At 40.3% G+C, this 14,008-nt stretch carries 5 protein-coding genes; 3 read left to right on the plus strand and 2 right to left on the minus strand.

Annotated features, from left to right (window positions below; translation table 11 throughout):
• The first annotated feature begins 179 nt into the window (after positions 1-179).
• Genes RBH95_RS10095 through RBH95_RS10105 form a run of 3 tightly spaced genes read left to right on the plus strand, consistent with a single transcriptional unit; the run spans position 180 to position 12,338 of the window.
• Positions 180-9,473: a gliding motility-associated C-terminal domain-containing protein gene (locus RBH95_RS10095; protein WP_307899468.1), complete on the plus strand. Its 9,294-nt coding sequence runs from the start codon at positions 180-182 to the stop codon at positions 9,471-9,473.
• Between the two features lie 10 nt (positions 9,474-9,483).
• Positions 9,484-10,419, plus strand: coding sequence for a type IX secretion system membrane protein PorP/SprF (locus RBH95_RS10100; protein WP_307899469.1), 936 nt, complete (start codon positions 9,484-9,486; stop codon positions 10,417-10,419).
• Positions 10,420-10,430: 11 nt separating this feature from the next.
• Positions 10,431-12,338 (plus strand): OmpA family protein, encoded by a 1,908-nt coding sequence (locus RBH95_RS10105; protein WP_307899470.1) that lies wholly within the window; start codon positions 10,431-10,433, stop codon positions 12,336-12,338.
• A 223-nt stretch (positions 12,339-12,561) separates the two neighbouring features.
• Here RBH95_RS10105 and RBH95_RS10110 read toward each other — a convergent pair whose 3' ends face one another.
• The gene (locus RBH95_RS10110; RefSeq protein ID WP_307899471.1) at positions 12,562-13,056 is read right to left on the minus strand and encodes a CAP domain-containing protein; all 495 of its coding nucleotides are present in this window, start codon (positions 13,054-13,056) and stop codon (positions 12,562-12,564) included.
• 224 nt (positions 13,057-13,280) lie between these two features.
• On the minus strand, positions 13,281-13,928 hold the full coding sequence (pdxH, locus tag RBH95_RS10115) for a pyridoxamine 5'-phosphate oxidase (protein ID WP_307899472.1): 648 nt from the start codon (positions 13,926-13,928) through the stop codon (positions 13,281-13,283).
• Positions 13,929-14,008: the final 80 nt, after the last annotated feature.

A 14,008-nucleotide genomic window follows, 5' to 3' on the forward strand; every position in this document is an offset into this window, starting at 1 on the left:
CCTAAACGGGCTATTATATATATTAATTAACATATCAACTTAAATGAGTTTACAAATTTCATCAATCAACCAAAGTAACCCCTTGCACCAAAGTGAAAGGCAATCTAATTCTGAAACAATAAATAAACGAAATATAATTAGTTCTTACTAATTAATCCTATAAACTAAAATTAGGGCTTATGAAAACAAATACACATAGAATTTGGTATAAACATTCCTTGATTCTATTAATGGTACTTATTCAAAGCTTTGCATTTGCTCAGGTGCGAACCCAAAGGACCTTTAAGAGAATCAATTTGGATGCTCCCCTAACAACATTCAATACCTCTAGTACCACTTTGAATGATACCGACAGAGCTTTGAGTGGCTGTTCTGCAAACGACTTTACCCTTAGTAATTTCTATTTGGCCGATGCCAATGGAAATCCTTTGGATAACGACTGTACCCCGGGAACACCTCAAACGGCATACATATATGCATATTTTGATGCAAATACCAATGCTGACAGATATAGTTTATATATGAATTTTGACATTGAGGTCAATGGTGCCTTCACAGAAAACATTGACCAATGTTTATACGATTCTACGCCAATTCCAGTAGGTCAAAACCTTCCAGTATTTGAATTGACCTGGAATTGTGGAGATCAAATAGAATTGGTAAACTTCTATATGGCATGGCAATCCAATGCCAATCAGGCGTGTGGTGAAAACCCATCAAAATGTTACTCCAATCCTCCTGGATTTATTGTAAACGCTCCTTTAATCACCAACTTTACCTACACTCAAAGTTGTGACACCTATTCAGTTGCATTTACAAACATAACCACCGGTGGAAATCTGCAAGGTGGTTACACTTATTCTTGGAATTTTGGGGATGGAGCAACCTCAACGGCTGCCAACCCAACACATACCTATGCTGGATCTGGAACTTATACTGTAACATTAACCGTTAATGATTCAGATGGGGATTCAGATGTGCATACAGATACAGTAATAGTAACTCCTCTTTTAACAGGTCTAACGCTAACTGCTACTAACATTGAATGTACTGGTGGAAACACAGGAACCATTACTCCTAGCGGTGTTAGTGGAGGTACCGCTCCGTATACTTATAGTATTAGTCCACAAGAAGGAAGTTTCCAGTCTGGAATGTTTGTTAATTTACCTTCGGGAACATACACAGTTACTGTTACCGATGCTAATTCATGTTCTATTAGTGAAGACATTACAATTTCAGTTGATGACAATACACCACCTGTAACCAATGCTCCTTCAGATTTACAAGTTGAAGGTTGTACTGCTGCAGATGTTACCAATGACAACTTAACCTCTTTAGCCTATAGCGAAACTCCTCAAACTATTTCTGAGTTGATTTTCTTGGCAGAAGGCGGAACTTTTACAGAAAACAATGTAAACGAAATTACTTATCAAGACAGTGCTTCTGGTACTTGTCCTGTAGTAATTACAAGAACTTTTACTATCACAGATGATTGTGGTCTTTCTAGTTCTGACACGCAAACAATAAACATTCAGGATACCACAGATCCTACAATTGATACTGCAGCTGCCGATACAACGGTTGAATGTGGTAGTGATACAACAACCGCCTTAAATAGCTGGTTGACCTCCAATGGTGGAGCCATTGCTTCAGACAACTGTTCGACCATTAACTGGACAAATAATTACAATGAATTAGATGCTGATTGCGGAAATACAGGTTCTGTAACAGTTATCTTTACAGCAACTGATGACTGTGGCAACTCTGTTACCACAGAAGCTTCATTCATTATTGAAGACACCACTCCTCCAAGCATTGACACTACGGCTTCAAGTCTTACTGTGGAATGTGACGGCAGTGGAAATACTTCAGATTTATCAACTTGGTTAAGCTCTTTTGGTGGAGCCGCTGCCTCTGATACCTGTGGAGGTGTTACCTGGACAAACGATTATAGTGCCTTAAGTGATGATTGCGGCGCTACAGGATCCGCTACAGTAACGTTTACTGCAACCGATGATTGTGGAAATACAGCAACCACCTCTGCAACCTTTACTATCGAAGACACTACGGCCCCGTCCATTGATACTGTGGCTGCTAACCTGACCGTTGAATGCGACGGTTCTGGAAATACTGTAGAATTAAACGACTGGTTGGATACTGCGGGAGGTGCTGCCTCTTCAGACACTTGTGGAAGTGTGACTTGGAGTAACGATTTTACTGCCCTTAGTGATGATTGTGGTGCTACAGGTTCGGCAACGGTAATCTTTACTGCTACTGATGATTGTGGCAATACATCAACTACTTCCGCGACATTTACTATTGAAGACACTGTAGCTCCAGCTATGGATATTGTAGCTGCCGATCAAACGGTACAATGTAATGGTGCAGGAAACACGGACGAACTTGAGTCTTGGCTAAACACACATGCTGGTGCCATGGCTTCTGACGATTGTTCTGATATTACATGGTCTAATAATTTCACGGAACTTACAGATGCTTGTGGAGAAACCGGATTGGCTTTAGTAACCTTTACCGCTACTGATGAATGTGGAAATGCAACCAGCACAACAGCCTTGTTTACAATTTTAGATTTAATAGCACCAACTATTGAAACCCAAGCTTCTGACATTACTGTGGAATGTGACGGAACTGGGAACCTTTCAGAATATACAGATTGGTTAAATGCCAATGGAGGAGCCACTGCTACAGATTCTTGTGGAACCGTTTCTTGGTCTTATGAAGAGGGAGCCTTAAGTGATGACTGTGGGCTTACAGGAACCAGAACAGTAGTATTTACCGCTGAAGATGGTTGTGGTAATTTTGTAACTACAAGTGCTACCTTTACTATTGAAGATACAACTGCTCCAACATTTACAGTACCTGCTTCAGTGACTTTGGAATGTGATCAAGATCCAACAGACTTGGCATTGACTGGTGACGTAACCGATGAAACTGACGGTTGTTCTGCAGATCTTGAAGCAACCTTTACAGATGCAACTGCTCAAGGAGCCTGTGCCAATGAGTCAATCATAACACGTACTTGGACTTTGACTGATGACTGTGGCAACACAACTACTCAAGTTCAAACCATCACTATTCAAGATACTACAGCACCTACATTTACTGTACCTGCTGCCGTAACCATTGAATGTGACCAAGATGAAAACGACTTGGCACTAACTGGAGATGTAACCGATGAAGCGGACAACTGTTCTGCTGATTTGGAAGCAACCTTCACCGATGTAACTGCTCAAGGAGCTTGTGCTAATGAAACTATCATCACACGTACTTGGACTTTGACTGATGACTGTGGAAACACTGCTACAGAAGTTCAGACGATCACCATTCAAGATACTACTGCGCCTACTTTCACAGTACCTGCTAGTATAACCCTTGAATGCGACCAAGATGTTACTGATTTAGCATTAACTGGAGATGTAACTGATGAAGCGGACAATTGTTCTGCCGTTTTAGATGCTACTTATACTGATACAACAACTGAAGGTGCATGTGCAAATGAGTCAACAATCACTCGTACTTGGACTTTGACCGACGATTGTGGTAACTCCACAACGCAAACGCAAACAATCTCTATCCAAGATACTACTCCTCCTATTATTGAAACGGCTCCTTCCGATATCGTTGCTGAGTGTGACGGTTCTGGAAACAACGGAGCTATTGAAAACTGGTTGGATAACAATGGTGGAGCCACTGCTTCAGACAATTGTGGTGAGGTCACTTGGACCAACGATTATAGCGGAGCAAATTCTGATTGTTCTGCCCCAGTAACGGTAACATTTACTGCGACTGACGAATGTGGAAATGCTGTATCTACCTCTGCTTCCTATGCTATTCAAGATACTACTGCTCCAACTATTACCGAAGCTAATGATGTAACTGTCGAATGTGATGGATCGGATATCGATGCTGCTATCCAGGATTGGTTAGATACTTATGGCGGTGCTACTGCTACAGACGATTGTTCTGCAATCGCATGGTCTAACAATTATACTGGCCTAAGTGATGGATGTGGAACTACTGGTTCTGCCGAAGTAATCTTTACGGCAACTGACGGATGTGGAAACGCTAGCTCGACTACAGCCACTTTCACAGTTCAAGATACAACTGCTCCAACATTTACAGTACCTGCTTCAGTGACTTTGGAATGTGATCAAGATCCAACAGACTTGACTTTGACAGGAGACGTAACCGATGAAACTGATGGATGTTCTTCTGATCTTGAAGCAACCTTTACAGATGCAACTGCTCTAGGAGCCTGTGCCAATGAGTCAATCATTACACGTACTTGGACTTTGACGGATGATTGTGGAAATACAACTACTCAAGTTCAAACCATCACTATTCAAGATACTACAGCGCCTACCTTTACTGTACCTGCTGCCGTAACCATTGAATGTGATCAAGATGAAAACGACTTGGCACTAACTGGAGATGTAACCGATGAAGCGGACAACTGTTCTGCCGATTTGGAAGCAACCTTCACCGATGTAACTGCTCAAGGAGCTTGTGCTAATGAAACTATCATCACACGTACTTGGACTTTGACTGATGACTGTGGAAACACTGCTACAGAAGTTCAGACGATCACTATTCAAGATACCACTGCTCCTACATTTACAGTACCTGCAAGTGTAACCCTTGAATGTGATCAAGATGCTACAGATTTGACATTGACAGGAGATGTAACTGATGAAGCAGATAACTGTTCTGCTGATTTGGAAGCTACTTATACGGATGCCACAACTGAAGGTGAATGTGCTAATGAGTCAGTAATAACACGTACTTGGACCTTGGTTGATGCCTGTGGAAACACAACAACGCAAACGCAAACAATCTCTATCCAAGATACTACCGCGCCAGTTATTGAAACCACTCCTTCTGATATCGTTGCTGAATGTGACGGTTCTGGAAACAACGGAGCTATTGAAAACTGGTTGGATAACAATGGTGGAGCCACTGCTTCAGACAATTGTGGTGAGGTAACTTGGACTAACGATTACGATGGAGCGAACTCCGACTGTTCTGCCCCAGTAACCGTAACATTTACGGCAACCGACGAATGTGGAAATGCTGTATCTACCTCTGCTTCCTATGCAATACAGGATACCAATGCACCTGTAATCACTGAAGCGACTGATGTAACCTTGGAGTGTGACGGTAGCGATATTGAAGCTGCTATCCAAGATTGGCTGGATAATTATGGCGGTGCTACTGCTACAGACGATTGTTCTGCAATCGCATGGTCTAACAATTATACTGGCCTAAGTGATGGATGTGGAACTACTGGTTCTGCCGAGGTAATCTTTACGGCAACTGACGGATGTGGAAACTCTAGCTCTACTACAGCCACTTTCACAGTTCAAGATACAACTGCTCCAACATTTACAGTACCTGCTTCAGTGACTTTGGAATGTGATCAAGATCCAACAGACTTGGCTCTGACTGGTGACGTAACCGATGAAACTGACGGATGTTCTGCTGATCTTGAAGCAACCTTTACAGATGCAACTGCTCAAGGAGCTTGTGCTAACGAGTCAATTATTACACGTACTTGGACTTTGACGGATGACTGTGGCAACACTACTACTCAAGTTCAAACCATCACTATTCAGGATACTACAGCACCTACATTTACTGTACCTGCTGCCGTAACCCTTGAATGTGATCAAGATGAAAACGACTTGGCACTAACTGGAGATGTAACCGATGAAGCGGACAACTGTTCTGCCGATTTGGAAGCAACCTTCACCGATGTAACTGCTCAAGGAGCTTGTGCTAATGAAACTATCATCACACGTACTTGGACTTTGACTGACGAGTGTGGCAACACTGCTACAGAAGTACAAACCATCACCATTCAAGATACCACTGCTCCTACATTTACAGTACCTGCAAGTGTAACCCTTGAATGTGATCAAGATGCTACAGATTTGACATTGACAGGAGATGTAACCGATGAAGCGGACAACTGTTCTGCCGATTTAGATGCTACTTATACTGATGCAGCAACTGAAGGTGCATGTGCCAATGAGTCAACAATCACTCGTACTTGGACTTTGACCGACGATTGTGGAAATACAACAACACAAACGCAAACAATCTCTATCCAAGATACTACTGCGCCAAGCATAGAAACAGAAGCCACTAGCTTAACTGTGGAATGTGACGGTACAGGAAACCAAACAGATTTCAATGAGTGGTTAGCTTCTAACGGAGGGGCTTCCGCAACTGATAATTGTAGCGAAGTAATTTGGACTAATAACTTTACTGAATTAAGTGCTGCCTGTGGAAATACAGGAGCTGCTACGGTTACCTTTACAGCTACAGATGCTTGTGGAAACACGGCTACGACCACTGCTACATTCAGTATAGAAGATACTATTGCACCTAACATTACAACTGAAGCTTCAGATATCGTTGCTGAATGTGATGGAAATGGCAATAACGATGCCATCCAGAACTGGTTAGACAGTAATGGTGGTGCTGTTGCCGAAGAATTATGTGGAGAAGTTACTTGGACTAACAATTATAATGGAGCAACCTCCGATTGTTCCGCTCCTGTATCAGTAATCTTTACGGCTACTGACAGTTGTGGAAACACAAGCACTACAACGGCTTCATATGCTATTCAAGACTCAACACCTCCTGTAATTACTGGAGGAGATAACTTGACAGTAGAATGTGATGGTACAGGAAACGACGCTGAACTTCAAGCTTGGTTATCTTCCAATGGAGGTGCCACTGCTACCGATAACTGTTCTTCTATTACATGGTCAAATGACTTTGAATCCTTAACAGAGGCTTGTGGAGCCACTGGTACTGCAGAAGTAACCTTTACAGCCATCGACGGATGTGGAAATGAAAGTACAACAACTGTATCCTTTACTATTGTTGACACTACTGCTCCAACATTTACAGTGCCTGCTTCTGTTACTTTGGAATGCGATCAGGAAATTACAGACCTTACTTTAACAGGTGATGTAACGGATGAAGCAGATAACTGCTCGTCTGAATTGGAAGCTACTTTTACCGATGCCACTGCAGAAGGTGAATGTGTAAACGCTTCTATCATTACAAGAACTTGGACATTGACTGATGACTGTGGAAACACGACTACTCAATTACAAACTATCACAGTTCAAGATACGACTGCACCTACTTTCACTGTACCGGCTTCTGTAACTATTGAATGTGATCAAGATGCTAATGACTTAGTGTTGACTGGTGACGTAACTGATGAAGCAGACAATTGTTCTTCTGAATTGGAAGCCAGCTTTACCGATGCAACTGCAGAAGGAGAATGTGCAAACGCTTCTATCATTACAAGAACTTGGACTTTAACTGACGATTGTGGTAACACAACAACTCAAGTGCAAACTATCACAATTCAAGATACTACGGCGCCTACATTTACTGTACCAGCTGCTGTGACTATAGAATGTGATCAAGATGAAAATGACTTATCATTGACTGGAGATGTAACCGATGAAGTTGACAACTGTTCTACCGAATTGGAAGCTACTTTTACCGACGCTACGGCGGAAGGTGAATGTGCTAATGCCGCTATCATCACACGTACCTGGACTTTAACCGATGATTGTGGAAACACAACCACTCAAGTACAAACCATCACCGTTCAAGATACTACGGCGCCTACATTTACTGTACCTGCTGCCGTAACTATAGAATGTGATCAAGATGAAAATGACTTGGCGTTGACTGGCGATGTAACCGATGAAGCTGACAACTGCTCTACTGAATTGGACGCTACTTTTACCGACGCTACTGTTGAAGGTGAATGTGCCAATGCATCAATCATTACAAGAACTTGGACTTTAACTGATGATTGTGGAAATACCGCTACAGAAGTTCAGACAATCACAATCCAAGATACTACAGCGCCTACATTTACTGTGCCGGCTGCTGTAACTATCGAGTGTGATCAAGATGTAAATGACTTGGTATTGACTGGAGATGTAACTGATGAAGCAGATAACTGTTCTGCTGAATTAGATGCAACCTATACTGACGCTACTGCTGAAGGTGAATGTGCCAATGCATTAATCATTACAAGAACTTGGACTTTAATTGACGATTGTGGTAACACAACGACTCAAACTCAAACTATCACTGTTCAAGATACTACAGCACCAACATTTACAGTGCCTGCTGCCGTGACTATTGAATGTGATCAAGATGCTAATGACCTAGCATTGACTGGAGATGTAACTGATGAAGCAGACAACTGTTCCGCTGAATTGGAGGCAACCTTTACAGATGAAACTACTGAAGGTGAATGTGCCAATGCATCAATCATTACAAGAACCTGGACTTTGATGGACGAGTGTGGAAATACCACTACCCAAGTTCAAACAATCAATATTCAAGATTCTATAGCGCCAACCTTTACAGTACCGGAAAACTTAACTGTAGAGTGCGATATGGATACAAGTGATTTAACATTAACTGGTGATGTAACCGATGAAGCCGACAACTGTTCTACTAATTTGGAAGCAACCTTTACAGATGAAGTTACTGAAGGCGCTTGCGTAGGAGAAAGCACAATCGAAAGAACTTGGACTTTAATCGATGAGTGTGGAAACACAGCAACACAAGTACAAACAATTAGTGTTGTAGATACTACGGCTCCTGAATTAATTGTGGATTTAGATCCATCAATCGATGTGAATTGTTCTGAAGTTCCTGATGCACCGGAATTGAGCTTCGAGGATGCTTGTTCAACTGATATTTCAGTAGTATTCAATGAAACAATCAATCCAGAAGAAGGATCAGAAAATTACAGCATTACGCGTAATTGGACTGTTAGTGATGATTGTGGCAATGAGGCAACTTACTCCCAAGTGGTTAATGTGAACGTTGAAAATGTAATTTCGGGATCCAATACTGCAATTTGTACTGAGGAGGGGCCATTAGATTTGTTTGACTTATTAAGTGGTGATGTTGATGAGAGTGGTATTTGGGAAGTTGTTTCTGGAAACACTACTCTAGATGGAAGCTGGTTCGACACAACGATAGTTGCTGAAGAAGATTTAGGAGATTTCATCTTCACTTACACAATCACTGAAGGTGACTGCCCAAGTGTGACAGAAGTTAATGTAAACGTTCATGACGATTGTATTGTATTCCCTTGTGGAGAAGAAGATGTTGTTATCTCAAAAGCTGTAACTCCAAATGGAGACAGTTACAACGAATTCTTTACAGTAACTGGTGTTGAAGAATGTGGCTTTACTATTGAAGTACAAATATTCAACCGTTGGGGTGCTAAAATTTATGAAAACTTCAACTATGAAAACGATTGGAACGGCTCGTCTTCACGATCATCTGTAGGTGGAGCTAACAAAGTCCCTTCAGGAACATATTACTATATCATTAATTTAAAGAATAGTGGATTAAAGCCTTTCTCAGGTCCAATCTACGTAGGAACTAAATAAATTATAACCTATGAAGTTATTAAAGTTTAACATAATCGCTTTTATACTGTTCAATTGCTGGACGGGAGTTGCACAACAATTACCGCAGTTTACACAGTATATGTACAACACTATCTCTATTAACCCTGCCTACGCTGGTAGTAGAGAGACGTTAAGTATCGTAGGATTGCACCGTAGCCAATGGGTAGGTTTAGATGGGGCCCCAACCACTCAAACCTTATCCATCCACTCCCCTCTTAGAAATGATAAGATAGGATTGGGACTCTCATTCATTAATGATGAGTTGGGGTATGAGAATTTCTCTTATCTGTATGGGGATTTCTCATACAGTATCCATACGGGAGAAAATACAAAATTGGCCTTTGGAGTAAAGGCCGGTTTTACCCACTATAATATTGATATGGCTTTGTTGAATGACCCTAGTATTGCTGAGGATCCCTTCTTCAACGATGTATCCAATAGATGGAGTCCAAACATTGGGGCCGGAATTCTATGGCATTCCACCAGATGGTATATCGGTCTATCTGCACCGAGACTTTTAAACACCGATTACAACAAGGGAACTGTAGGAGGTACCGATTATGTTGCCGTTGAAAGAAACAATTATTACCTGACTGGAGGATATGTGTTCGATTTGGGTGCAAACACCAAATTTAAGCCTGCAGCCTTATTGAAAGTGACTAACGGTGCTCCCCTATCATTCGATTTTACGGCCAACTTCCTATTCTATGAAAAACTATGGTTGGGAGCTGGTTACCGAGTTGACGAAAGAGCTGGAGAGATTAGTGGTATTGCCGATTTCCAAATCTCCAAACAAATCCGAATTGGATATGCCTACGGATATCCCCTTTCAGATCTGAGACCTTACACAAGTGGAACCCACGAGATTCTACTAATGTTCGAATTATTTAAAACGCAACGTGTTAAATCGCCTAGATACTTCTAAAAAAGCCTGTTATGAAATCAAGATTACTTATAATATTAATAGCATTCAGCAGTACGTTTATGGTTGCTCAAAAGCAACAGGTAAAAGTTGCCGATAAGTTCTATAAAAATTACGCTTATACTAAGGCTGAAGAATTTTACAAGGAAGCTGTAAAAAAAGGAGATAGTAGCGCCCACGTATTAACTAGACTTGGTGATTGTTACTACAACAATTCTAAATCTGCCGAATCTGCAGAGTGGTACGGAGAAGCCCTGAGACTTCATGAAGGTGAGCTGGATTCTAAATACATGTTTAGATACTCACAAGCCTTAAGAGGTCAAGGGAACTACGAAGAAGCCATTATATGGTTGGAAAAATATAAAGCTGCCAACCCTGATGATGACCGTATTGCCAATTTGGATTTTGACGATATTGCGATATACGAACAACTATCTTCAACAGATGGTATTTATGTACGAGTAGAATCACTTCCTATTAACACAAAATATGCTGAATTTGGAGCCTTCAGACAGGATAGCATTTTATATTTCTCTTCTGCTAGAGACGGCAAAGACAAAATCTATGACTGGAACGGAGAGCCTTATTTGGATATTTATGAAGTAGTGATCAATGAAGAAAATGGAGTGGAAAATTTCAAAAAAGTGAATAGTATCAACTCAAAGGCCATCAACTCAGAATTCCACGAGGCCAATGTTGCCATTACCAAGGACGGAAAAACAATGTACTTCACTAGAGACAATGTGAACAAAAACAACCGTCTTAAGACTGACAAGGAAGGTACCTCTCACTTAAAAATTTACAAAGCCTCATACAAAGACAGTATTTGGAAGGAGATTAAAGAATTGCCATTTAATGATAAAGTGTATTCTTCTGGACACCCAGCCTTAAGTCCTGATGACAAAACCCTATTTTTTGTATCTGACCGAGAAGGAGGTTATGGGGAAACAGACATTTACAAAGTGGCTATTTTAGGAGATGACAGTTATGGAGACCCTGTAAACCTTGGCCCATCCATCAATAGTGATGGAAAGGAAATGTTTCCTTACGTGGCAAAGGACAATACCCTTTATTTTTCTTCCGATAGCAATATCAATCTTGGATTCTTGGATATTTTTAAATCGGATATCCTCAATGATTCCAGTGCAGAACTTGAAAATTTAGGAGCACCTTTCAACACAGGGTATGATGATTTTGCCTTCTCAATCGATTCTGAAACTGAGAACGGATATTTTTCATCCAACCGTCCTGGTGTTGGCAGTGATGATATTTACAGCTTTACGGCTTGTTCCCAAATGGTGAGAGGTGTTGTTAAGGACAGCCTTACAAAATTGCCTTTGCCGTTGGCTACTGTAAAACTTATTGACGCAGATGGTAAGATTTTGGAGGAAAAAATGACCGATTCTACCGGTACTTATGAATTCAAATTGAAGTGCAAAACGGCTTACACCGTCATGGGTACAAAATTGGACTATAAAGATGAACTGAAACAAATCCTTACCGGAACCGATAGTGATGGTGATTTGCTTGTTGATTTGGAATTGGTACCATTAATCATCGAAAACCAAATTGTCATCAATCCTATCTTCTTTGACTTCGATAAATGGAATATTAGAACCGATGCTCAAGTAGAGCTTGAACATATTGTTGATGTAATGCGTACCCACCCTAACATGGTGATCAAAATTGAATCGCATACGGACAGCCGAGGAAGCGACAAATACAATATGAAGCTATCGGATCGTAGAGCTAAATCTACCCAGGAATATCTATTGTCTCGTGGTATCGCCCCAGAACGTATAGAAAGTGCTATAGGTTATGGAGAAACCCAATTGTTGAATCAATGTTCTAACGGTGTTAAATGTACCGAAGAAGAACACCAACTTAACAGACGTTCTTATTTCTATATTCTTTCGGAATAGAGAGTTTTAAGCTGAAGTAATAAAAAAAGGCAGACCCGTTGGTCTGCCTTTTTTTATTTCAAATAATGAAGCCCTTTCCTATCCTACCCAACTTGTACTGGAAACTCCCTTGTCCTTTGACATATTAAGAGAGCCCCAATTTTAAGTTTAATATATCGATAACAAAAAAGATCGTCATGGCACACATAACGATCTTTTAAGGAATTTAAAGTTAACAGCGGATTTATCTTTTTATGAATATATTGGTATAATACCATTTGCCTTCACTATTCTGCTCTGCAGAAATATCAAAATCTGTAAAATCACCTTCTATATTTTCTCTATGTCCTTCACTATTTAACCATGCATTTACCACTCCTTGTGCAGTACTATAAGCATAAGCCACATTTTCGGTTACTTTAGTGGCAGAAGCATTCTGTATTAAACTTTCTTTTCTTTGGTAAAAGTTATTGTGGTTTACTACATTTTTAGTTACCATATAATCTGTATGCGTATAGGCTACCGATTTAATGACATCTAGATTATTTAAAGGATTAAGTCCCTTTTCTATCCTATGGGCATTGATCAGTTCTAGAATTTCTATTTCAATGGTTTTGGCGGTTGGAGCATTTTCTAAAGTAATGGTATTGATATCCTCTTCAGAAAAGCTATCGGTAGTGCAGGAAAACGACAGCAAAGCCAGCAAAGCCAATAAAGGCCATAGAGTTTTGATAGTCATAAGTAGGTTAAATTTGATTTGGTTTAGTAAAATTAGTAGACTATCAGAAACTAACTGTTAAAGAAATGTTAAAATCGACAAAAAACATGTATTTCGTCGATTTTATGTGTCAATAATCGAAAAAATACTTGGTTTACAGTAAAAAACAAGCCTTATATCGGCAATATATGCTTTTTATCGACACAAGGCTTGATATGTTTATTTTCTATTTTCTAAAGCCTTTTTTAAGGAGCCAAACGTTCCTTAACCCAATTAAACTCTGCATCCAAAACACAGCGAATTCGATCGTGAAGTCTATTGGGTCTCCCTTGCCAAAATTCAATCTCTACCGGCTTTACTATATAACCACCCCAATAGTCCGGCCTAGGAACTTCTTTACCCTCATACTGTGCTTCCAAACGCTTCAACTTTGTTTCCAACTCCTCTCGGTCTTTAACCACCTCACTTTGGTTGGATACCATTGCTCCTAATTGACTTCCCTTGGGGCGCGATTCAAAATAGCCATCGCTTAAATTTTCAGCAATCCTTTCAGCTTTTCCCTTTATGATGATTTGCCGTTCTGCGCCATGCCAAAAAAAAGATAGACATACATTAGGATTTGCGGCAATAGCCCTTCCCTTTTCACTTAAGTAATTCGTGTAAAAAATGAAGCCTTCATAAGTAAATTGTTTCAATAGCACCACTCTACTTTTTGGAAAACCATCCAAACCAATAGTTGATAATGTCATGGCGTTTGCCTCCACATCCGGAAAAAATCGATCTATTTCATGGAACCATTTTTGAAACAATTCCAATGGGTTTTCCGATACATCTTTCAGAAGTAACTCCCCCTTTTCATACGATTTTCTGTAATTACTTAAGTCTGTATTCATTAGAATTTATTCTAGAAGTTTTGATTAATTTTAATTTTCAAAGTGAAAAAATTCCTATAGTTTTACCCCTATATTTCGCT

It is taken from the genome of Mangrovimonas sp. YM274 (assembly GCF_030908385.1).
Classification (GTDB): Bacteria; Bacteroidota; Bacteroidia; order Flavobacteriales; family Flavobacteriaceae; genus Mangrovimonas_A.

Excerpts from the sequence above, each read along its gene's own strand:
- RBH95_RS10095 (WP_307899468.1), top strand. The coding sequence starts at position 180 with ATGAAAACAAATACACATAGAATTTGGTATAAACATTCCTTGATTCTA.
- RBH95_RS10105 (WP_307899470.1), top strand. The coding sequence starts at position 10,431 with ATGAAATCAAGATTACTTATAATATTAATAGCATTCAGCAGTACGTTT.
- RBH95_RS10100 (WP_307899469.1), top strand. The coding sequence starts at position 9,484 with ATGAAGTTATTAAAGTTTAACATAATCGCTTTTATACTGTTCAATTGC.
- pdxH (WP_307899472.1), bottom strand. The coding sequence starts at position 13,928 with ATGAATACAGACTTAAGTAATTACAGAAAATCGTATGAAAAGGGGGAG.
- RBH95_RS10110 (WP_307899471.1), bottom strand. The coding sequence starts at position 13,056 with ATGACTATCAAAACTCTATGGCCTTTATTGGCTTTGCTGGCTTTGCTG.